This is a genomic window from Prochlorococcus sp. MIT 1318, from assembly GCF_047304505.1.
GTDB lineage: Bacteria > Cyanobacteriota > Cyanobacteriia > PCC-6307 > Cyanobiaceae > Prochlorococcus > Prochlorococcus marinus_D.
In genome coordinates this window covers 122,494-144,392 of record NZ_CP138958.1, presented here as the reverse complement: position 1 = coordinate 144,392, position 21,899 = coordinate 122,494, and the positions used below count along the sequence as shown (strand labels likewise).

Sequence of the window (21,899 nt, the reverse complement as noted above, 5' to 3'; positions counted from 1 at the left end):
TCCGTCCCGGCCTTCTTCACTCCAATTCTGAGCTAAGCGAGGCTATTTGCTGCTCGTTCATTCCGTTCCCTCTGTTCGGGAGCAGTGAGACACATAACCCATAGGAGTTTTTGACTCCGTCTGCTTCTTCAACGGCCTTTGGCTGTTAATTCGTTTTCCACCCGATGCATTGAGCCGGCAGGCCATTGATCGGTTCTGAGTCCAGCAGGGCTCCCTATTTATTTTCTATGCCCCAGCAAATTGTCATCTCTGAGCAGCTGCGCATCGCAGCCTTGCTCACAGATGAGCGAGTCGATGAGTTGATCGTTGCTCAGGGTCGATACCAGATCGGAGATGTCTACCTGGGCACGGTCGAGAACGTTCTCCCGGGAATTGATGCCGCTTTTGTGAATATTGGGGAAAGTGAGAAAAATGGTTTTATCCATGTCACTGATCTGGGCCCTCTGCGTTTGAAGAAGGGTGCTGCAGGGATCACCGAGCTGCTGGAGCCCCGTCAGCAGGTGTTGGTTCAGGTGATGAAGGAGCCCACAGGCTCTAAGGGGCCAAGGCTTACTGGCAACCTGGCGCTGCCTGGTCGCTACTTGGTGCTGCAGCCCCATGGCCAGGGGGTGAACATCTCTCGCCGGATTAATTCCGAAGGGGAACGCAATCGTTTGCGAGCACTTGGCGTACTAGTGAAGCCGCCGGGTGCTGGCCTGTTGATTCGCACCGAGGCCGATGGCATTAGTGAAGATCTGCTGATCGATGATCTGGAGGTTTTACTCAGGCAATGGGAAGCGATCCAGCAGGCGGCAGACAATGCTCTGCCACCGGTACTGCTCAATCGCGATGAAGATTTCATTCATCGCGTTTTGAGAGATCACGTCGGCCCAGATCTTGTGAGAGTAGTGGTGAATGATGCCGCTGCCATTGAGCGTGTGAGCAGTTTCCTTGGCCAGGAAGGGCCAAATGTATTAGTTGAGGCCCATAACGAATCCACCGAACTTCTTGAGCATTACCGAGTTAATGCTGCCATCCGCGATGCTCTCAAGCCCAGGGTAGATCTGCCATCCGGTGGCTACGTGATCATTGAGCCGACGGAGGCACTCACTGTTATTGATGTCAATTCAGGCTCGTTCACTCGTTCGGCCAATGCTCGTCAGACGGTGCTCTGGACCAATTGTGAGGCAGCTATTGAGATTGCCCGCCAGCTGAAGCTTCGCAATATTGGCGGTGTGATCATCATCGACTTCATCGACATGGAGTCGCGCCGTGATCAGTTGCAGTTGCTGGAGCATTTCACAGCAGCAGTTCGCGATGATGCTGCTCGTCCTCAGATTGCCCAGTTGACTGAACTGGGGCTGGTGGAACTCACGCGTAAGCGTCAGGGGCAGAACATTTATGAATTGTTTGGCAGGGCTTGTCCTGCCTGTGGTGGTCTTGGCCATGTGGCGGTACTACCTGGCAAAGATCTGCTACAGCCACTTGCTATGGCGACTGGATTGGTGAGATCAGCAGCCTCTGTTCGAGCTGAAGCGCAGGTGCCAGGGGAGGGCGGGAATGGTCGCCGTAGGCGTGGTGGGCGCATTCGTTCTGGTGCGGTTGAGATGCCTGCACATACGCCTCCTTCTGGTGTGGCGAATGGAGGTGAGTCAACCACGTCTGTTGAACCTGAGAGACAAGAGCCTTCGGCCTCGTCTGAGGGTGTTATTCGTCGCCAGGAACCTGAATTGGTTGCTGTTCCAATGAATTCAGGGCAGGAGGAGGTTTTTGCTTGGCTTGGATTAAACCCTTTGCTTTTGATTGAGCCACCTCCAGAGAATGACAACTTTCTGGTTCGCGTGGTTCGGCCTGGAGAAGATGCTGAGTCTGTCCTTGAGCAGGCTCGTGAGCAGCTTTCAGCTAGTTCCAATCGGCGTCGGCGTCGGGGACGAGGTGGTGCTCGAGGAGCCGGCCGTGGTGCTCCCGAAGCCAGTGTCGAAACCTCTTCATCCAACGGCACAGAGGTCGTTGTCCAGCAAGCCAAGGTTGTCGCAAAGAATGAGCCTCTAAGTGTTCAAATCACTCCTCTTGAGGTTGATCATTCATCGAGTAGCGCTTCTGTAGAAACCGTTTCTTCAATTTCCGAGCCGCAGGAAAGTGAACCCGAGGATCCGCGCCGCCGCCGCCGTCGCTCCTCAGCTGCAGGCTGATATGGACCCTTCGGCGGAATCCATCGCCGGAGTTGATGAGGTGGGTCGGGGCTGCTGGTTTGGTCCTGTGTTTGCAGGAGCGGTTGTCCTCACTGAAGTTGCGGCAGTCGAATTGTTAGCTGAGGGGTTAACAGATAGCAAAGCACTGACTGTTCGCCGCAGGGCTCGCCTAGTGCCGCTGATTGAGGATGCCGCGACGGTTTGGGCTCTTGGACAGGCCTCGGCTCGCGAAATTGATGCTCTAGGCATTCGCTCAGCGACGGAACTTGCCATGCTGAGGGCATTGCAGCGGCTACCTACACCGTTGGAGCTTGTCTTGGTTGATGGCGTGTTGCCATTGCGCCTCTGGATGGGGCCACAACGTACCGTGGTGCGCGGTGATAGCAAATGTGCGGCCATCGCTGCAGCCAGTGTGTTGGCCAAGCAGGCTCGTGATGGGCTGATCAAGCGGTTGGCTAGTCGCTTCTATGGCTACGGTTTGGAGCGACATGTTGGCTATGGAACGGCGATCCACCGGCGTGCCTTGTTGGATTTAGGCCCTACAGCGCTTCATCGTCGCTCATTCCTTGTAAAAGTTCTGCAATGAACTAATTGTCTGAATCTATTGAGTTGTTCTTGAAAGAACTATCCCTTAATCAAAAAGTTGTTCACTGAATTCACGATGGAATGCTTCGATTCCCTCTGTGAGTGATTCGCAGTATTTACTTAAAGATGTTCGCCTGAAGATGCTAATGTAGCTTTTAAAGGCTAAGGTAAGATATGCATAAAATGATAATGCCTCATCTCTGTACCCATCGTTAAGTAGGTTGCGGACCCTTCCTGAATAGAGTTCAATGCGTAGAGAGCCTGGATCTGTCTTGCCATCAAATCCTGCGAGCACTTTGTGTATTTCATATAAATGAACAGGGGCATTTTGGATGAAATACTTTCTCCCATGAAGGAGTTGAAGATTGGATTTTAAGCAGTCTTGTAAAAATTCTTTGGTAACAAAAATATGATCATGAAAAAAACTTTCTAAATATATGTATCCTTTCTCTAGCATCATTCTATACATTGCCTTAGAGCTTGCCTGGATGCCATGGCGTATTTGCTGTGGGACAAAATCTATATTCAGGGGGTATACGTTATCGTATTCAACACATATTACCTTCGGCCTGAAAAAATGTAAACCTTCAAGTAGTTGATACTCACCTCCGTCAATATCCAGAAATAGTACTTCTGGCTGCTGAGGAGAGCCTATCTCGTCTAATAGCTTGCTCAGGCCATTGGAATTATATTCTATTTTTTTATTATAGATTTTTACTTTTTCTGTGTTGCTAATGAAATGCTTCCATTTAGAGCATTGGCTTCTTTCTTTTTCGATTAAGAATGCATTCCAGCCATTGTCAATGAAGACTCTTGAATTGCTTATGCTTTCTGGTGAAGATGCGCCGGCTTCGATGACGGTGCCTCCTTCAATGCCAAGATGCCTAAAAAAATAAAATGTCCACTCTGCCTGCCCAAATTGACTGTTGCATGCTATCTCCTTCCCGTTGATAGTGATAACGTGCTTGCCCATTATGCAAAACTACTTTGACAGCATCTTACCATTGCCTGCTTTCTTAATCTTCCTTAGTCTTGGCTTGTTCTGGTAACTATCGGAAGTGAATGTTTCTTTGTGTTTTTTATTGAGATCTTGTTATTGCAAATGATGCCATATGTATCTATCTATTGTTGATGAGGTCAGATGTAGCGCTTTTGTAAGTTGACTAGCATTATCTTTTAGATTAAACTTGGCCTAGTGAAGGGAATGGCCAAGCCATATAAGGGAGTTCGCTGTTAAGTGCAATTTAACTGGAGGGCATGGATGACTCTTGGCACCATTGGTTGAAATCCTTGACAAGTTGTTGGCCAACACGGGTTTTGATTCCTAGCAGGATACCGCTTAGTATTGATTGACCGGTGCTTTTTAACACCCCTTGGGGGATCAGCTTCAGCAGTGCTGGTGGGGTAACGCTGACAGATAGCAGAGCTTCCCCTTCCAGACCCTTTGGGGTGGCTTCCATGATGGCCTCCAGGCCGAGGTCGAAGTCATCCACTAGATCTAGACCTTTAAGTTCGCTATCGGTTGCGCGGATGCTGAGTTTGCCATCACAGTTGTCTACTTTGAGTGAGACAACTGGGTTGATCTGCAGCTGAAACACGTTCAGGCTGGTCACTGCGTAGCTGAAACGACCCTCACCTAGTGGGGTAAGTTTTTCCCATTCCAGCAGAGCAGCCAGGACCCTATCCTGTTCGAGCAGGTAAGCAGGCAGTCGCTCAGTGTTTTGCCTTACTGGCAAATTGAGGTTCTGGCAGGCTTGGAAAGCCAGAGGCATGGCTTGCGGTTGACGCGTCATGATCCTATCGACCTCACTTGCGATGCGCTTCTGATGCCAATACGCGTGGCCTTCCTCGGACCGGAGGGAACCTATGGTCAGCAAGCGGCCCAAGCTCTGGCGGAGCTTGAGGGATTAGCAAATTTTGAGCTGGTGCCATGTATAGGTCTGCGTTCAGTCGTTGAGCATGTGGCCACTAAACGCTCTGAAATGGCGGTGGTTCCGGTTGAGAATTCCGTGGAGGGTGGTGTAACTGCCAGCTTGGATGCGCTTTGGTCTCATCCGCAGTTATGCATCCTTAGGGCAGTGGTTTTGCCGATTCGTCATGCTCTACTGAGTAGTGGCGGACTCAAAGACATCTCTGAAGTCCTGTCTCATCCCCAAGCTCTGGCTCAGTGCAGTGGCTGGTTGGCTGATCATCTTCCTGATGCCCTGCAGTTGCCTACAAGTTCTACGGCCGAGGCGGCCAGAATGGTTATAGATAGTCGATTTCGGGCAGCGATCGCTTCTCGGCCTACGGGCCAGGGAAGAGGCCTTAAAGAACTGGCTTTTCCTATCAACGATGTCGCGGGCAATCGAACCAGATTCCTGTTGTTACGGCAGGGAACACCGATGCAAAGTGGGGATGTGGCGAGCTTCGCATTCTCTCTGCATGCCAACGCCCCGGGTAGCCTGCTCGAAGCACTCACTTGTGTGGCTCGACTGGGGTTCAATATGAGTCGGATTGAGTCGCGTCCCTCGAAGCGAGAACTAGGTGAATACGTGTTCTTTGTGGATGTGGAATTGAGGGATGGGGGTATTGGTGCATCTGAGCAGCTCATCGAGGCCTTGCAGCCTTTGTGTGAACATCTTGTGCATTTTGGCTCTTATCTCAGCAGCGACTTGGAGCTCGATTGAGATCAGTCGCGGCTGCGGAAGACACCGAATTGCATCAGACCATGGGCAAAAGCCCAGCGCATCAACAAGATCGTTGGTATTTCTCTGAATCCCTTGACCACGGCGGCTGGGCCCAACCCGAGCACGGCTCCAGGACGACGAAACCCCTCCAAAATCGAATCATTCCAGGAGGGCAGGATGGATCTTGTCCAGTCGTCAGATGCGACAGGGCCGCAAGCAAAAGGGCTATCAAGCAAATTGCGGCGGAATCCTTTAATGCTGGCGAATTCCGGATGGGCCCATTGGTCGAGTAGCTGACGCATAACCCATCGCTCAAGGTTGGTCATCTCCCCATCTTCGTAATCACGGCGGTTCCAATCGGCCACCGCAAGTACACCTTTTGGCCTCAGCACACGCAGCAGTTCATCTGCATAGCGCTGCTTGTCTGGCATGTGGGGGCCTGCTTCCACACTCCAAACAGCGTCGAAGCTACCTTTGTCCAGTTTTAAATCGAGGGCATCCATCACCTGGAATTGGCAGGTCATCCCCTCAGGAGTGAGTTGAGACGCTCTTTTCACCTGGGCTGGACTGATGGTGATGCCAAGCACGTCAAAGTTGTAATCTCGGGCCAGGATTCTTGCGCTACCGCCAATACCGCAGCCCACGTCAAGTACTCGTGAGCCTCGAGGGAGTTGGGCGAGTCCACTCCATTGAACGAGCTCATGTACGAAGTCTTGCTTTGCGGCTCGGAAATCTCTGGTGCTAGGAGGGTTGCCGTAATAGCCGAGGTGGACGTGTTCACCCCAGAGCCGCTCGAGCAGCTGGTCATTGGTCCAGGCATCGTAAGCAGAGGCAACACTGGCGCTTGATTTGTATCGCCGATCCCGTTGGGTCCAGATCACTACAGCAGAAGTCAGGGTTGTCCCTGCCAGGATCAATATCCACACCCACAGGTCCATTAATTGTTGGCTTGATCGACGTTGGTGAGGCTTTCTTTGAGTGCAGTCCTTGCCGCAAGCTGACGGCGGGTGTGGTCAAGCATCTCGTATTCACGCTGCAGGCGATGGCTGGTTCTTGTGAGCTCCAGTAGTGCCTGTTGCTCTTCAGCCACAGGTCCCCCGAGATGGGCGCCGATCCAGAAAGAGAGTTCCCTGGGAAGATCAGGCAGGTCGTCCGGCATGGTGATGTCTGAATCTGTGAGCTTGCCTGTAAGCATCACCACATCGTGTAGGGCTTTTGCAACGCTGATGGATAGCTCCTCTAGCTGGCTGTGGTTATCCATTTGGTCATCCTCGATCCAGCTCACCATGGCAGTGCGGAAAGGGGCGTCTCGAATCACATCGAGCACTCGGAAGCGCTGCTGTCCAAGGGTGACGATATTGCTGCGGCCGTCTTTGGATGTTTGGTGTTGCAGGATCTCTGCGCAACATCCCACATTCGCCATTGTTTTTGTTTGAGGATCCCAGCGCAGCACTCCAAAACGCCGATCACTTTCAAGCACACTCTGGAGCATCATTCGGTAACGAGACTCAAAAATGTGCAGTGGAAGCACTTCTTGGGGGAATAAGACGACATCCGGCAGAGGGAAGAGAGGCAACTCCCTGACGGACAGGTCGGTCACAGATAATGTCCTAGAGAGATTAAAAGCCTAGTTAGCCGGCACACATCTTGGAAGACCTTCAGAGTTTCACTTCAATGTCAACACCACTTGGGAGGTCTAGTTTCATCAGGGCATCGATGGTCTTTGCTGACGGGTTGTAGATATCGATGATGCGCCGATGGGTCCGAGTCTCGAAGTGTTCACGTGAGTCTTTGTCCACATGGGGTGAGCAAAGCACGCAGTAAATCTTCCTTTTGGTGGGAAGAGGGATTGGGCCGATTGCCGTCGCGGCAGTGTTGTCGGCTGTTTCAATGATTTTGTCGCAGGAAAGATCCAACATGCGACGGTCAAAAGCCTTAAGGCGGATGCGGATCTTCTGCTGAGCGATAGCCGTGGACATGAAAGGTTTAGGAGATTTTCCCTGTATTGGGGTTAGGGATGGATTGTCGAGGTTCTTTGGAGATGCATTGAACGTTGATCGTTCATGCAGGCTGAAGCTTTGAATTTAAGGGATGACAAGGCAAAGGCCCAAATCATCCCCCCCCTTGATCATTCGATGATCTTCGAGACAACTCCGGCACCGATGGTGCGGCCTCCTTCGCGAATGGCGAAGCGCATACCCTGTTCGATGGCCACAGGGCAGATCAACTCACCAGTCATTTTGATGTTGTCACCTGGCATCACCATCTCCACATTGGAGCCGTCTTCGGCTGTGAAGGCGGTAATTTGGCCCGTCACGTCAGTGGTTCGGATGTAGAACTGTGGACGATATCCGGCGAAGAAGGGGGTGTGGCGTCCACCTTCTTCTTTTTTGAGGACGTAAACCTGACCCTCGAATTTGGTGTGAGGTGTAATTGAGCCTGGCTTGACGAGGACCATGCCACGCTCGATGTCTTCCTTCTCGATGCCGCGAAGTAGGAGCCCACAATTGTCTCCCGCCAAGCCTTCGTCAAGATCTTTACGGAACATTTCCACACCGGTCACGGTGGTCTTACGGCTGTCTCTAATGCCGACAATTTCAATTTCCTCGCCTTTTTTCACTTTGCCGCGTTCGATTCGTCCGGTGGCCACCGTGCCACGACCAGTGATTGAGAAAACGTCCTCTACGGCCATTAGAAAAGGTTTTTCGATTTCTCGCTCGGGCTCTGGAATGGATGAATCAACTGCCTCCATTAACTCATCGATCTTTGCTTCCCATTCAGCTTCACCTTCAATGGCTTTGAGACCAGAGACTTGGACTATGGGGATGTCATCACCAGGGAAGTCGTAGCTGCTCAGGAGTTCACGGATCTCCATTTCAACGAGCTCGATAATTTCCTCGTCGTCGACCATGTCGCATTTGTTGAGAGCGACAACCAGTGCAGGCACGCCCACCTGCTTGGCAAGAAGGATGTGCTCCTTGGTTTGAGCCATGGGACCATCGGTTGCTGCGCAAACAAGGATTGCGCCGTCCATCTGGGCCGCACCGGTAATCATGTTCTTGACATAATCCGCGTGGCCGGGGCAGTCCACGTGTGCATAGTGACGGCCATCCGTTTCGTATTCCACGTGAGCGGTGTTGATCGTGATACCGCGCTCACGCTCTTCAGGCGCGCCGTCGATCTCGGCGTAATCTTGCACCTTGGCTTGACCCTTTTTCGCAAGCACACTTGTGATGGCTGCGGTCAGGGTTGTTTTGCCGTGGTCGACATGGCCGATGGTGCCAATGTTGACGTGAGGCTTGTTCCTCTCAAACTTCTCGCGAGCCATTGTGTAAAAGAATCGGGGGGTGGAAAGTGGGTGTTATAGAGATCAGGAATTGCCCTGATTCTTGGAGATGATGGCTTCAGCAACGTTGCGAGGAACTTCCTCGTAATGGCTGAACTCCATCGAGAAGATACCCCGACCCTGAGTCATAGATCGGAGCTGGGTGGCGTAACCGAACATTTCGGCTAGAGGCACTTTGGACTGCACTTTAGAGAGTCCATCGTCAATGGACTGGCCTTCAACCTGACCTCGCCGGGAGGACAGATCGCCGATGATCGCACCGAGGAAATCCTCGGGGATCTCGACCTCAACCTTCATCATCGGTTCAAGCAGCACAGGATTGCACTTCTTGACGCCATCTTTGAAAGCCATCGATCCGGCGATTTTGAAAGCCATCTCGGATGAGTCCACATCGTGGTAAGACCCGTCAACCATGGTGACTTTCACATCGATGAGCGGATAGCCAGCGATAACGCCGGATTCGCATGTTTCACGCATGCCTGATTCGGCAGGCTTGATGTATTCCTTGGGAACGATGCCGCCGACAATCTTGTTCACGAATTCAAAGCCAGAACCAGGTTCGCCTGGCTCCATTTCGATTACTACGTGGCCGTATTGGCCTTTACCACCTGTTTGACGGGCAAACTTGCCCTCGCCTTTAGAGCTGGCACGAATGGTTTCCCTGTAGGAGACCTGAGGAGCGCCGATGTTGGCCTCCACCTTGAATTCTCGCAGCATGCGATCCACGAGAATTTCAAGGTGGAGTTCGCCCATACCAGCAATCACGGTTTGACTGGTCTCAGGGTCTGTGCTGACGCGGAAGGTGGGATCCTCTTCCGCTAATGAAAGCAGGGCTTTGGAAAGTTTTTCCATATCACCCTTGGTTTTGGGCTCAACAGCCACCGATATCACTGGCTCGGGGATGTAGAGGGTTTCTAGAACAATTGGATCGTCAGTCGTGCAAAGGGTGTCGCCTGTCGTGGTGTTCTTCAGACCTAGAACAGCACCGAGATCTCCAGCGCGTAGTGCATCGACCTCTTCACGGTCATCGGCCTTGAGAATGATCAGTCGGGAAATTCGTTCTTTCTCGTTCTTCGTGGAGTTCAGCACATAACTGCCTTTCTCGAGCACCCCTGAATACATACGCACGAAGGTGAGCTTGCCGTAGGGGTCCGACATCACCTTGAAGGCCAAAGCACTAAATGGTGCGTTGTCATCGGATGGCCTTACTGCCTCCTTGCCATTGGGAAGTAAACCTTGAATCGGGGGTACATCAACAGGAGCGGGTAGGTAGTCCACCACTGCATCCAATAGCAGTTGAACGCCCTTGTTCTTGAAGGCAGATCCACACAGCAAAGGTACTAGGCCGTGATTGAGAACCCCTTCGCGAATGCCTGATGCAAGTTGCGCTTCGCTTAGTTCTTCTGTCTCTAGAAAAACTTCAATCAGTTCTTCGTCGGTTTCAGCAACACATTCCATCAGCTTGGATCGCCATTCAGCTGCAAGCTCTTTCATATGGTCTGGGATCTCTGTTTCTTCGATGTCCTTGCCGAGATCGTCCTTATAAATAAAGGCTTTGTTTTTAACGAGGTCAATAATGCCGCTGAGATCTCCCTCTGCACCAATAGGCAGCTGGATTGGGATGGCGTTGGCTTTGAGGCGATTCTTGATCTGTCCGTGAACCTTGAGGAAGTCGGCCCCGGTGCGGTCCATTTTGTTGACAAAAACCATCCGTGGAACGGAATAGCGATCGGCTTGCCGCCAGACGGTTTCTGATTGAGGTTGCACGCCACCTACCGCACAAAACACGGCGATTACACCATCGAGCACTCGCATTGAGCGCTCCACTTCAATGGTGAAGTCAACGTGCCCTGGGGTGTCAATGATATTGATGCGGTGATCGTTCCAGGTTGTCGAGATCGCAGCCGCTGTAATCGTGATTCCGCGCTCGCGCTCCTGTGCCATCCAGTCGGTGACTGCGGCGCCGTCATGCACCTCGCCCATCTTGTGAACCACACCGGAATAGAAAAGGATGCGTTCCGTACAGGTGGTTTTGCCGGCGTCAATATGGGCGGCAATCCCGATATTTCTGACGCGTTCCAGGGGAAAGGCGCGAGCCACAGGAAACTCTCCGGGGTTTGGCGTTAAAAGGCGGGTGCGACTCTACAGGTCAGCCGTTGGAACGGCTCAGTGCCGTCAGGGCTTGGCCATGTTCAGTAGCGATAGTGGGCGAAAGCTTTGTTCGCTTCTGCCATCTTGTGGGTTTCTTCTCGCTTGCGAACGGCGCTGCCAGCTTCATTGGCGGCATCCATTAGTTCAGCAGCCAGTTTTTGGGACATGCTGCGGCCATTACGGGCGCGAGAGAAGTTCACCAGCCAGCGCAGGGCCATTGCTGTGCCTCGCTCCTGGCGTACTTCCATCGGCACCTGATATGTGGCACCACCAACACGGCGGGCTCTTACTTCCACCAGTGGCGTGGCGTTTTTTACGGCTGTTTCGAAGAGCTCTATCGGGTCGCCACCGGTGCGCTCATTAATCAAGCCAAAGGCTTGGGCAAGGATGCGTTGTGCAGTGGACTTCTTGCCGTGCTTCATCAGCCGAGAGATCATCATCGTGGCCAGTCGGTTGTTGAACTGGGGATCCGGCAGGACTGGGCGTTTTTCGGCTGCGTTGCGGCGGGACATAGACCGTTAAGAGTGGAGAAGGCGGAGGTAGAGCTAATAAGGAGAGAGATTAATGAAGAGGCTCTTTAATCCTGCTTCGACGCCTTGGCGCCGTATTTTGAGCGGGATTGACTGCGATCCTTGACACCTGCAGTGTCCAGAGTTCCGCGGATGATGTGATATCTCACCCCAGGGAGATCTTTGACTCTGCCGCCGCGGATGAGCACCACAGAGTGTTCCTGGAGGTTGTGGCCGATGCCTGGGATGTAGGCCGTGACCTCAAAACCTGAGGTAAGGCGCACGCGCGCAACTTTGCGTAGGGCTGAGTTGGGCTTTTTAGGTGTGGAGGTGTAGACCCGTGTGCAAACACCACGTCGCTCTGGACAAGCACGCAGCGCAGGAGATTTTGTCTTGCGAGTCAGGTGCTGACGCTCAGTTCGGATCAGCTGTTGGATGGTTGGCATCGAAGGTCGGCATTTGGTCGGAGATCCGACCTGATTCCACAATCAACCACCATACCGTTTCGGCTTGCCTGATTGATGATCAGACGGAATCGATTGCGATTAAAGCAGCTCTGCAACCAATACGTATTTGAAATTTAATCTTAAAAGCGATGGAGGATGTGGTGATCAGGGAGGCATGGGCCCTTGCAGTGCTTCTGTTTTGTTGGGCGAGATGCCAAGCTTGATCTCGTTAATTATTTGTTGGCGATTCGCTCCTGACCTCTGGCATTTTTATGAGGCTCATTAGCTTTTTTAGGATTGCCTTTGTGGTGGCGCAAAATGAGGCCAAGGCCGTTCTGGATTCTGGGGGGTGTGCCTCGACCTGTTACAACCAATTGATTCGCTACCAACAGGGACGTTGAACTGCCTCCATCTAAGTTTAGGCCGTCTCTGATCCCCAGTTGTTGCAGGGCTAGGCTTGTCTCCAGCAGGGTTGGATCGCTGCCCCTGGCCCCTTTGAGAGTGAGTAGCCAGAGCTTGCCACCGCCTTGGCCCACCACACTGCGGGGAGCAGCAAGGGATAGAAAGCTTGGGCTGAAGCCTTCTTGTCTTCCAGACAGAACCACCCGCCCGTTTTGCAGCAGCAATGGACCACCACCAAGCACTTGAGGCAGTTCGCCAAGAGGATGTGATGCTTTCATCCTTATGCTCACTGTTTCACCAGTCGCCGCCGGTAAAGGGAAGCCTCCTCTGGCTACGACCAGATCCCCATCCTTGCTCAGAGGAACCCCCCGGGCCAGCTGCACTTGTTGGAAGCTCTGTACGACTCGGCCATTGATGATCATCATTGCTTTTTCTTCTCCGCTGAGGGCTTGGTAGATAGGCCCCCAGGCTCTGGTGTAACGACTCAGGCCTCGCTGCACATAGCCACTATTCAAGGTTTCAAGATTCCATCTATGCCCTTTAGAACCTTGAAGTTCTTGTTGAAGTTTCAGGCGGCCGAAGGATAGATGTCCTGTAGGGCCCCAGCCGATTGCCCCTCGATTGAGGATGGGGCCTGAAAACCATGTGCCATCTCGTCTTAAGGCCCCTAGGGGCAACTGGCGCACTCGATTGAAGAAACCCCCGTTGATGGCGATCAGAGCGTCTGCAGGTTGGGCTAACTGGTTGAGAAAACGCAGGCCTTGTTGATGGTTAATTTGCGGCAGAGGCCTGAGGAGCAGACCTTGCTTTGACAGATTTGTACCGACCCTGGTGATTTGCAATGGTTTGACCCCAACGTTCACCACTTTTGTGTCGAAGATCAGGCCGCGCTGGATGAGGGCCTGGATGGATGGATTGAGCAGTGGTGAGCGCAGATTTGTTGCGTGGCTGTGCTTGCTAATACCGTCCAAGACAATGCGCCAGGGTTTGTCCAGGGTGAGGCTGCTTAGGGCTTCTGCCTGACCGATGAGCATTAGGCCATTGCGCTGCTGCTTGGGCATCAGGCCTAATGCCTTCATCTGCCTACGCTGCTGGACGGTGGCCTGAAGATTAAGAAGGAGATTGTTGTCAAGGCTTTGCACGAGCGCCGGACCGCTTAGGTCAAGCACCAGACGATTTGAATTGCTGCCCTTGCCCTGCCGAAGACCTTTGAGGCGTGGTGTTGGCAGTTCAACGTGAAGGGTCTTGCTTTTCCGCTTGATCTTGACTCCTGTAGTCGTGAGCCATTCGGCCACATTCAATGCCACTTCATCTTGAAGTGTGATTTGTGGGAGGGATTTCAGAGAGGCTTTGCTTCCATACCATTGCAATTGCTGTCCGTTTGGCTGGGTGGACCTGCGGAAGCCAAAACGTCCGACCAGTAGATCCAGGGGAAGCCAGAGCTGGTTTGCAGTGCCATCCCTATGGCCTCTCCAGCGCCAAGGGGCCTCGATTAACTGACCATCGATGTTGAGGCGATCTCCAACAAATAAGTTCGCGGCTCTTACCTCAACAGTGGGAGGTGGGGGAGGAGGAGAAACCATGATTTCGACGCTAGTCCTCTCATTCGGCTAAGTCTTAGAGGAGGGCGCCTGCCTAGGATCACTGATTGAGCTTTTCACTGTGAACGCAGTCCACTGCGGTGCAGGAAAATAGTTTGGCTGAAGGTTATGTCTCAGGATCACCGTCGCTCCAATTGGCCCTATTGCGACAGCAGCGCGCCTACGGCCGTGGTTGGCGAAAAGGATGCATGTGGCGTTGGTTTCTTGGCTCAAATTGATGGGGTAGCTAGCAATTGGATTTTGCAGCAGGCACTTCGGGCCCTGAACTGCATGGAACATCGTGGTGGTTGCGGAGGTGATGCGGATTCCGGAGATGGAGCAGGTCTGCTTTGCGCTATTCCCTGGAGCTATCTTGAGACCGTGTGGTCGGCAGTGGAATCTGCAAACCATCCTTGTGGGCTAGGCATGTTGTTTATGCCTCGAGATGCTGCACGTCGCGCAGAAGCACGTTGCTTTTGCGAGCAGGAGGCCGAGTCCCTTGGTCTCAGGTCCAGAGGATGGCGAGAAGTCCCTGTGGATGTGGCGGTGTTGGGTCCCCTCGCCCGTGATACAGCGCCGGTTATCGAGCAGTGGCTGGTGCAGGGATCTCAGCCAGGTGATGCGTTGGAGGCGTTGTTATTTCGATTGCGGCGGCGTATCGGAGATCGTGCTCGGCAGGCCTGGGGAGAGCATGCCAATGATCTCTACGTGGCGTCACTCAGTAGTCGCACAGTCGTTTACAAAGGCATGGTGCGCTCCGAGGTGCTTGCGGCGTTTTATGCCGATCTCCGCGACCCTCGCTTTGAGGTTTCTTTTGCGGTTTATCACCGCCGCTTCAGCACCAATACGTTGCCCCGTTGGCCACTCGCCCAGCCGATGCGTTTGCTCGGTCATAACGGTGAAATCAATACGTTGTTGGGCAACCTGAATTGGGCTAGGGCCACTGAAGTCAACCTAGATAGCGTTTGGGGTGTTGATGCGGCTGATCTAAAACCGGTTGTTAATGCAGCTTTTAGTGATTCCGCCAACCTTGACGCGACTCTGGAGCTGCTTGTACGCAGTGGTCGCCCGATTGTTGACAGCTTGCTGACCTTGGTTCCTGAGGCCTTCCGGGAACAGCCAGAGCTGGCTGACAAGCCAGAAATTCAGGCTTTTTATGAGTATTCCGCGTGCACGCAAGAGCCCTGGGATGGCCCAGCCTTGCTTGTGTTCTCAGATGGTCGCAGTGTTGGTGCCAGCCTCGATCGCAATGGCTTACGCCCGGCCCGCTATTGCATCACCAGTGATGGCTTGGTGGTGATGGGTTCAGAAACTGGTGTGGTTGAGCTTGAGGAAAGCCGCATCATCGAGAAGGGACGCCTTGGCCCTGGGCAGATGTTGGCGGTTGATCTTGAAAAGGGTCGTTTGCTGCGCAATTGGGATGTCAAGCAGGAGGTTGCTGGCCGATATCCCTATGGCGAATGGCTCAGTCAAAATCGTTGCAAGCTTGGGCAAAAGTCTTGGCAGCAGGATTCTCAACTGGGAGATCTGGAACTGCTTCAGCAGCAGACAGCCTTCGGTTTCACTGCTGAGGATTTGGAGTTAATCATCGATTCAATGGCGGCTGGGGCCAAAGAACCCACTTTTTGCATGGGTGATGACATCCCATTGGCGGTGCTCTCCGATAAGCCCCACCTCCTATACGACTACTTCAAACAGCGCTTTGCGCAGGTCACGAACCCGCCGATTGATCCCTTGCGGGAAAAGTTGGTGATGAGTCTCGAGATGCATCTGGGAAAGCGTGGTTCTCCCCTCAAGCCTGAGGCAGCGGCGGCTTCGTTGATTCATCTTGAGACTCCGATTCTCAATGAGGCGGAACTTGCAGCTTGTGGTCAGCTTGAGTTTCCCACGACCACACTCTCCACTTTGCTGCCCGTTCATGATGGGCCTAGCGGTTTGGGGGATTCTCTTAAACGGCTCTGCGTTGAAGCAGCGGATGCTGTGCGCGATGGCAGCCAGATCGTGGTGCTTTCCGACCGCGGGGTTGTTGCTAGCACCACCTACATTCCACCGCTGCTAGCGGTTGGTGCAGTGCATCACCACTTGCTGAAGCAGGGTTTGCGGCTGAATGCTTCCTTGGTGGTCGACACGGCACAGTGCTGGAGTACCCATCATCTGGCCTGTCTAATCGGCTATGGCGCTAGCGCTGTGTGCCCTTGGCTTACTTGGGAGACTACGCGGCATTGGTGGCAGCATCCTCGTACTCAGAAACTGATTGAAACCGGCAAATTGCCAGCGCTGACCATTGATCAGGCCCAAGCCAACGTACGTAAGGCGCAGGAAGATGGCCTGCGCAAGATCCTCTCCAAGATCGGTATTTCCTTACTTGCTAGTTACCACGGCGCTCAGATTTTTGAGGCGATTGGTATCGGTGCCGATTTAATTGAGCTGGCTTTTAAGGGCACGACCAGTCGAGTCGCTGGACTCAGTCTCAATGACTTGGCTAGCGAGACCCTCATCTTCCATGCCAAGGCATTTCCTGAATTGGATCGCACCAAGCTCGAGTTCATGGGCTTTGTGCAATATCGCAGTGGCGGTGAATTTCATCTCAACACTCCGGACATGTCTAAGGCCCTGCATGCGGCCGTGAGGGCTGGGCCGGGCTACGACCACTTCTCTACCTACAAGAACCTGCTGGAGAATCGGCCTGCTACTGCCCTGCGCGACCTGCTGACGTTTCGCTTAGCCCCTACACCCCTCCCGTTAGATCAGGTTGAAAGTGTTGAATCCATTTGCGCACGTTTTTGTACTGGTGGAATGAGTCTTGGCGCCCTATCGCGCGAGGCTCACGAGGTGCTTGCCGTGGCGATGAACCGTATCGGTGGGAAGAGCAACAGTGGCGAAGGAGGAGAAGATCCGGCTCGATTCAAGATCCTTGATGATGTCGATCTTGAGAGTCGTTCAGAAACCCTGCCCAGCATCAAGGGTTTGCGCAATGGCGATTCGGCTTGCTCTGCGATTAAGCAGGTCGCCTCTGGTCGCTTTGGTGTGACGCCGGAATATTTGCGGAGCGCTAAGCAACTTGAGATCAAGGTGGCTCAAGGGGCAAAGCCTGGTGAGGGAGGTCAGTTGCCGGGTCAAAAAGTTGATCCTTACATCGCCAAGTTGCGTAATAGCAAGGCTGGTGTGGCGCTGATCTCGCCACCTCCCCATCACGACATCTATTCAATTGAGGATTTGGCCCAGTTGATTCACGATCTGCATCAGGTTCACCCTGCTGCCAAGGTGAGCGTGAAGCTGGTTGCTGAGATTGGCATTGGCACGATTGCTGCTGGAGTGGCGAAGGCCAAGGCAGATGTGATTCAGATCTCTGGTCATGACGGTGGTACAGGCGCATCGCCTCTGAGTTCGATTAAGCACGCTGGAAGCCCTTGGGAGTTAGGTCTCACCGAGGTACACCGTTCACTGCTTGAAAATGGCTTGCGTGATCGTGTGTTATTGCGCGCTGATGGTGGTCTTAAGACTGGTTGGGACGTGGTGATCGCCGCCTTGCTTGGTGCTGAGGAATATGGTTTCGGCTCAGTCGCGATGATTGCCGAGGGCTGCATCATGGCTCGCGTCTGTCATACCAACAAGTGTCCTGTGGGGGTTGCTACCCAGCAGGAGGGCTTACGCAAGCGCTTCCCAGGTGTCCCGGAGCATGTTGTCAACTTCTTTCTGTTTGTAGCTGAGGAGGTGCGCCAACTGATGAGTGTGCTCGGTGTGGCTCGGCTTGAGGATCTCATTGGTCGCACAGAGCTGCTTGAGCCTCGCAGCCTCAACTTGGTGAAGACCCAAACCCTTGATCTTTCTTGCTTGTTGGATCCGATTCCGGGGGCCGTTGATCGGGCTTGGTTGATTCATGACGCCAAGGCCCATGACAATGGACCGATCCTCGAGGATCAGCTGCTTGCTGATGCCGAGCTGATGGCAGCGATCGATAGCCATGGTCATATCGCCCGTAGTCTCGCGATCGTCAACACGGATCGCAGCGTTTGTGCACGGATTTCTGGTGAGATCGCTGAACGCCATGGCAACAAAGGTTTTCGAGGTCAGTTCGATCTCTCCTTTGAGGGGGCTGCCGGTCAGAGTTTTGCGGCATTTCTGCTGCAGGGGGTGAATGTGCGCTTGGAGGGTGAGGCCAATGATTATGTCGGTAAAGGCATGAATGGTGGTCGGATCACACTGGTACCACCTTCGAGTGCAGATCAAAGCGGCAGCCAGGTGATTTTGGGCAACACTTGCCTGTATGGCGCGACCGGTGGAGAGTTGTTTGCTTTAGGTAGGGCTGGCGAGCGTTTTGCTGTGCGCAATAGCGGTGTGAAGGCTGTTGTTGAAGGTGCGGGGGATCATTGCTGTGAATACATGACCGGTGGGGTGGTGGTGGTGTTGGGATCAACTGGCCGCAATGTTGGGGCAGGGATGACCGGTGGCCTCACGTTCCTACTGGATGAGCAAGGCATGGTGAGCGATCGGGTCAACAAGGAGATTGTTGAGATCTGCTTGCTAACAACTCCTGAGCAGGAAGCCATTCTCAAAACATTGCTTGAAGCCCATCTCGCGCAGACTGGCAGTACAAAAGCCAAGGCGATTTTGGCCAACTGGATCAGTTGGAAAGCACTTTTTAAGGTGCTTGTTCCACCCAGTGAAAAGGTCAATGTTGGTTTAACTTTGCGTGAGCAAGTTGCAGCCTGATGAATGCCTTGGTTTATCAAAACCGAGAGGTTTACAGCGCAGACTTTGACCCTTTTGCCAGAGCAGCGGCAGACTTACTTAGCTGCCCACCATGAATGGATCAAGGCTTTGCGCTGTGAAGGTGTCAAGGTTTCGAGTGGTTTTTTGGTTGATGCTGAACAACGCCCAGGAGGTGGAGGGTTGTTGGTGCTGCAGGCAGACTCCTTTGAAGCAGCCAAACGCTTAGTCGAACAGGACCCGATGATTGTTGAGGGTTTAGTTAAATGGGATCTGCAGCAGTGGATCCCTGTGTGTGGGGAGCTCATGGCTTGAGTTCAGCGTGGGTGGGCGGCCATCAGCCGCTGCACCTCGCCGGCGTGGTAGCTGCTGCGTGTGAGAGGGGCACTAACCACTTGAAGGAACCCCAGCTCGGTTTCCCCTATAGAGCGGAAATACTCGAACTGTTCTGGTGTCACAAAGCGATCGACTGGCAGATGCTTTGGGCTTGGCGATAGGTATTGGCCGATGGTCACTATGTCGACTCGGTAACGGCGTAGATCCTCTAGGACCTCAATCACCTCAGCATCTGTTTCACCTAGCCCCACCATCAGGCCGGACTTGCTATAGACCTTTGGCCAGCCTTGCCGCACTTGATACAACAGCTCAAGAGATCGCATGTAGTCAGCTTGTGGACGAGCCCGTTTGTAGAGCCGGGGGACGGTCTCAATGTTGTGGTTGAGCACCTGCGGAGCTGCTCCCATTACCTTGGCGAGGGCATCCCAATTGCCGTTGAAATCCGGAATTAGCAGCTCAATTGTGGTTAGGGGAGAACGTTGGCGAATGGCCTCGATGCATGCGACGAATTGACTGGCTCCCCCGTCGCTGAGGTCATCACGGTTAACTGAAGTGATGACAACATGACGAAGGTTCATCTGAGCCACCGCTTCGCTTAGGCGCTCTGGCTCAGTGGGGTCTAGGGAGCGTGGGCTTTTGTCAAAGTCGATGTCGCAGTAAGGGCAAGCGCGGGTGCAGCCCGGCCCCATGATCAAGAAGGTGGCAGTTCCTCCTGCGAAGCACTCCCCGATATTCGGGCAGCTGGCTTCTTGACACACCGTCTTGAGATTGAGGCCCTTCAGCAGCTCGGCTACCTCGCCGATGCGTTGCTGTTGTGGAGCCTTGACGCGCAACCAGTGGGGTTTCAGTAAGGCTTTTCCAGTCATGAGAGCAGTTCAGGAACCCACTGGCAGCAGCAGTTCCAGGCGACTTCACCTTCTACAGTGAGCCTATCGGGATGTAGCGCAGCTTGGTAGCGCACTTCGTTCGGGACGAAGGGGCCGCAGGTTCGAATCCTGTCATCCCGATTGATCGTTGCTTTAGTCCGAGGTAATCCCTTCGACAATTGATATCAATCAGTTCTCTGATCATTCTTAAGGCCTGCCAATGGGATGCATGAGTAAACCCTGGGAAGGCTATTGATGGATTATTAATGCCTAGGTCAAGGAAAACTTGCGTCAGCTGCTTGACTTTTGCAATGGAGGTTCAAGGCTTAAGGGAAATTTGAAGTGATGAAGCCAGTCATTTTGCTTGCCGTAGTGGCTTTTGCGGCTGTTCTTTTTGTTCTAAATCCACGCATGGCTGTAGATCACGGTCGGCCGATTTATCTTGTTTCATGTCGTGTGGAGTGGTCGGTGCATTGGTTGGGAGCCTTTAGGAAGGGTGGCCTATTGGGGCTCTATCCACTGGATCGTGCTGCTCAAGCTGTTGTGTCTGACACTCCTATTGAATACGTCTCAAAGGATGAGCAAATGGCTATCGCAAGAACCACTGTTATGAAGCCTTGTCGCTGAGCGCTTGCGGTATCAAGAGGATTGCTCTTTAAACGATGTTGCAAAGTCACGAGAAAGCTATGTCGTTTAAATCACTATCGCCAGGGGCGGTAGTCTCGTTTTAAGAGACGATCCCTGGCAGTGGTGGTTGACGAGAGCAACAACGTCTATCGCTGTCAACTAATGCCTTTGCTGGTGGCTTATGCCCAACCAATTGTTCTGGTGAGCCAGTGACAGAGGCAGTGGTGGATGTCTTGGTGCTTGGCGCTGGTCCGGCGGCCCTAGCCATTGCTGCAGCCCTGGGCAAGGAGGGTTTACAGGTCTCAGCACTGACGGTTGGCAATCCTCGCGAGCCATGGCCATATACCTATGGCATTTGGGGTGACGAGGTGGATGCCTTTGATATGGGGCATCTGCTCGAGCACCGCTGGTCGAACACAGTGAGTTTTTTTGGCCCAGGCGCCTCTGACCCCAATGCTGACGAGAATCGGCCAAGTCTTCATCATCGGGATTACGGCCTATTCGACAAGATCAAGCTCCAGGAGCATTGGTTGCAGCAATGCGAAGCTGCTGGTTTGACTTGGCATCAAGGTCTTGCAACTGATTTTGCTGTTGATGCCACCGTTAGTACTGTGACCACCGCCGAAGGTGTTGAGCTGCAAGCTCGTTTGGTGGTTGATGCAACTGGCTATAAGCCGGTATTTCTGCGTCATGTAGATCATGGGCCGGTGGCGGTTCAGACCTGCTTTGGCGTGGTGGGACGTTTCAATAAGCCCCCAGTGGAGCCTGGCCAGTTTGTGTTGATGGACTACCGCTGTGATCATCTGAGCCCTGCGGAGAAAGCTGAGCCACCCACGTTTCTTTATGCAATGGACTTTGGTGGGGGATGCTTCTTCTTAGAAGAAACATCGCTAGGGCTCGCGCCTCCGGTGTCATTAGAAACCCTGCGTTCACGCTTGGAGCGGCGCTTGGCTCATCAAGGCTTAACGATCACTGAATTGCAGCACGAGGAGCTTGGTTATTTCCTGCCGATGAATTTGCCTCTGCCTGACCTGCAGCAACCGCTGCTTGGTTTCGGCGGCTCGGCGGCGATGGTGCACCCTGCTTCGGGCTATTTGGTGGGCAGCATGCTGCGCCGCGCACCTTATGTTGCAAAGGCTGTGGCTGAAGCCATGGCCGATCCAGGGGCGGGGCCGGCGGTGCTCGCGGCTGCAGGTTGGGCGACTCTTTGGCCCAAGGAGTTGCGCCGTAAGCATGCTCTTTATCAATTTGGCCTTGAGAAGCTGATGCGTTTTAAAGAGCCCCAACTGCGTGATTTCTTTGTCAGTTTCTTTGCTTTGCCGAGCGAAGAATGGTACGGCTTTTTGACCAACACACTTAGCCTACGGGAATTGGTCGCTGCAATGGTGAACATGTTTGTTAGCGCCCCTTGGAGTGTTCGCTGGGGCCTAATGGGTATGCAGGGGCGGGAGCTGAAATTGCTTTCACGCTTTCTTTTTCCGCCTCGCTAAAAAGTGCCCTA

Annotated in this window: 20 protein-coding genes and 1 tRNA gene; 10 read left to right on the top strand and 11 right to left on the bottom strand. The window is 53.3% G+C overall.

The features are described 5' to 3' along the window. Positions 1-227 precede the first annotated feature (227 nt). The gene (locus tag SIB66_RS00835; protein WP_063407270.1) at positions 228-2,171 is read left to right on the top strand and encodes an Rne/Rng family ribonuclease; all 1,944 of its coding nucleotides are present in this window, start codon (positions 228-230) and stop codon (positions 2,169-2,171) included. 1 nt (position 2,172) lies between these two features. Beyond that, positions 2,173-2,757 (top strand): ribonuclease HII, encoded by a 585-nt coding sequence (locus tag SIB66_RS00830; RefSeq protein ID WP_063407269.1) that lies wholly within the window; start codon positions 2,173-2,175, stop codon positions 2,755-2,757. 45 nt (positions 2,758-2,802) lie between these two features. Here the strand turns inward: SIB66_RS00830 and SIB66_RS00825 are convergent, their stop codons facing one another. Both SIB66_RS00825 and SIB66_RS00820 read right to left on the bottom strand, forming a co-directional pair. Then, positions 2,803-3,729, bottom strand: a complete 927-nt coding sequence (locus tag SIB66_RS00825) for an FkbM family methyltransferase (protein WP_063407268.1) — start codon at positions 3,727-3,729, stop codon at positions 2,803-2,805. Positions 3,730-4,000: 271 nt separating this feature from the next. Next, complete coding sequence (locus SIB66_RS00820; protein ID WP_236070361.1) at positions 4,001-4,549, bottom strand: DUF1997 domain-containing protein; 549 nt, start codon at positions 4,547-4,549, stop codon at positions 4,001-4,003. 33 nt (positions 4,550-4,582) lie between these two features. Between SIB66_RS00820 and pheA the strand changes: the two genes are divergently transcribed. Continuing rightward, the gene (pheA, locus tag SIB66_RS00815; protein ID WP_063407663.1) at positions 4,583-5,425 is read left to right on the top strand and encodes a prephenate dehydratase; all 843 of its coding nucleotides are present in this window, start codon (positions 4,583-4,585) and stop codon (positions 5,423-5,425) included. A gap of 2 nt (positions 5,426-5,427) precedes the next feature. On the opposite strand, the gene SIB66_RS00810 is transcribed toward pheA, so the two are convergent. The 4 genes from SIB66_RS00810 to tuf form a co-directional block, all read right to left on the bottom strand. Further along, positions 5,428-6,363, bottom strand: a complete 936-nt coding sequence (locus SIB66_RS00810) for a methyltransferase domain-containing protein (RefSeq protein ID WP_063407266.1) — start codon at positions 6,361-6,363, stop codon at positions 5,428-5,430. Continuing rightward, on the bottom strand, positions 6,363-7,025 hold the full coding sequence (locus tag SIB66_RS00805) for an LON peptidase substrate-binding domain-containing protein (protein WP_011131151.1): 663 nt from the start codon (positions 7,023-7,025) through the stop codon (positions 6,363-6,365). The genes SIB66_RS00810 and SIB66_RS00805 overlap by 1 nt, the downstream gene beginning before the upstream one ends. A gap of 58 nt (positions 7,026-7,083) precedes the next feature. Next, positions 7,084-7,404 carry a 30S ribosomal protein S10 gene (gene rpsJ / locus SIB66_RS00800; RefSeq protein WP_011131150.1) on the bottom strand — a complete coding sequence of 107 codons (321 nt, stop codon included), beginning with the start codon at positions 7,402-7,404 and terminating at the stop codon, positions 7,084-7,086. A 149-nt stretch (positions 7,405-7,553) separates the two neighbouring features. Then, positions 7,554-8,702, bottom strand: a complete 1,149-nt coding sequence (tuf, locus tag SIB66_RS00795; protein WP_413681446.1) for an elongation factor Tu — start codon at positions 8,700-8,702, stop codon at positions 7,554-7,556. Here tuf and SIB66_RS00790 point away from each other — a divergent pair. Further along, entirely contained in the window at positions 8,619-8,792 is a 174-nt protein-coding gene (locus tag SIB66_RS00790; protein WP_413681470.1) for a hypothetical protein, read from the top strand. The two genes, tuf and SIB66_RS00790, sit on opposite strands and share 84 nt — an antisense overlap. A 3-nt stretch (positions 8,793-8,795) precedes the next feature. Here the strand turns inward: SIB66_RS00790 and fusA are convergent, their stop codons facing one another. The 3 genes from fusA to rpsL all read right to left on the bottom strand — a co-directional run bounded on the left by fusA (position 8,796) and on the right by rpsL (position 11,877). Further along, positions 8,796-10,871 (bottom strand): elongation factor G, encoded by a 2,076-nt coding sequence (gene fusA, locus SIB66_RS00785; protein ID WP_063405080.1) that lies wholly within the window; start codon positions 10,869-10,871, stop codon positions 8,796-8,798. Between the two features lie 92 nt (positions 10,872-10,963). Continuing rightward, a complete protein-coding gene (gene rpsG, locus SIB66_RS00780; RefSeq protein ID WP_011131147.1) occupies positions 10,964-11,434 on the bottom strand; it encodes a 30S ribosomal protein S7 in 471 nt (156 codons plus the stop codon). Positions 11,435-11,499: 65 nt separating this feature from the next. Continuing rightward, positions 11,500-11,877 carry a 30S ribosomal protein S12 gene (gene rpsL / locus SIB66_RS00775; RefSeq protein ID WP_011131146.1) on the bottom strand — a complete coding sequence of 126 codons (378 nt, stop codon included), beginning with the start codon at positions 11,875-11,877 and terminating at the stop codon, positions 11,500-11,502. On the opposite strand from rpsL, the gene SIB66_RS00770 reads away from it, so the two are divergent. Next, positions 11,871-12,008, top strand: a complete 138-nt coding sequence (locus tag SIB66_RS00770) for a hypothetical protein (protein ID WP_236070360.1) — start codon at positions 11,871-11,873, stop codon at positions 12,006-12,008. The genes rpsL and SIB66_RS00770 overlap by 7 nt on opposite strands. A gap of 102 nt (positions 12,009-12,110) precedes the next feature. Here SIB66_RS00770 and SIB66_RS00765 read toward each other — a convergent pair whose 3' ends face one another. Continuing rightward, positions 12,111-13,862: a phosphodiester glycosidase family protein gene (locus SIB66_RS00765; protein WP_063421937.1), complete on the bottom strand. Its 1,752-nt coding sequence runs from the start codon at positions 13,860-13,862 to the stop codon at positions 12,111-12,113. A 126-nt stretch (positions 13,863-13,988) separates the two neighbouring features. Here SIB66_RS00765 and gltB point away from each other — a divergent pair, with 126 nt between their 5' ends. Continuing rightward, the gene (gltB, locus tag SIB66_RS00760) at positions 13,989-18,572 is read left to right on the top strand and encodes a glutamate synthase large subunit (RefSeq protein WP_063407264.1); all 4,584 of its coding nucleotides are present in this window, start codon (positions 13,989-13,991) and stop codon (positions 18,570-18,572) included. A 3-nt stretch (positions 18,573-18,575) separates the two neighbouring features. Continuing rightward, positions 18,576-18,884, top strand: a complete 309-nt coding sequence (locus tag SIB66_RS00755) for a YciI family protein (protein ID WP_063407263.1) — start codon at positions 18,576-18,578, stop codon at positions 18,882-18,884. A gap of 2 nt (positions 18,885-18,886) precedes the next feature. On the opposite strand, the gene lipA is transcribed toward SIB66_RS00755, so the two are convergent. Further along, on the bottom strand, positions 18,887-19,771 hold the full coding sequence (gene lipA / locus SIB66_RS00750) for a lipoyl synthase (protein WP_063407262.1): 885 nt from the start codon (positions 19,769-19,771) through the stop codon (positions 18,887-18,889). Positions 19,772-19,838: 67 nt separating this feature from the next. On the opposite strand from lipA, the gene SIB66_RS00745 reads away from it, so the two are divergent. From SIB66_RS00745 to crtL, 3 genes are all read left to right on the top strand, one after another. Continuing rightward, positions 19,839-19,912 (top strand) — tRNA-Pro (locus SIB66_RS00745). Positions 19,913-20,116: 204 nt separating this feature from the next. Further along, positions 20,117-20,398, top strand: coding sequence for a hypothetical protein (locus SIB66_RS00740; RefSeq protein ID WP_063407261.1), 282 nt, complete (start codon positions 20,117-20,119; stop codon positions 20,396-20,398). 209 nt (positions 20,399-20,607) lie between these two features. Next, the gene (gene crtL, locus SIB66_RS00735; protein ID WP_063407260.1) at positions 20,608-21,888 is read left to right on the top strand and encodes a lycopene beta cyclase; all 1,281 of its coding nucleotides are present in this window, start codon (positions 20,608-20,610) and stop codon (positions 21,886-21,888) included. The last annotated feature ends 11 nt before the right edge of the window (positions 21,889-21,899 follow it).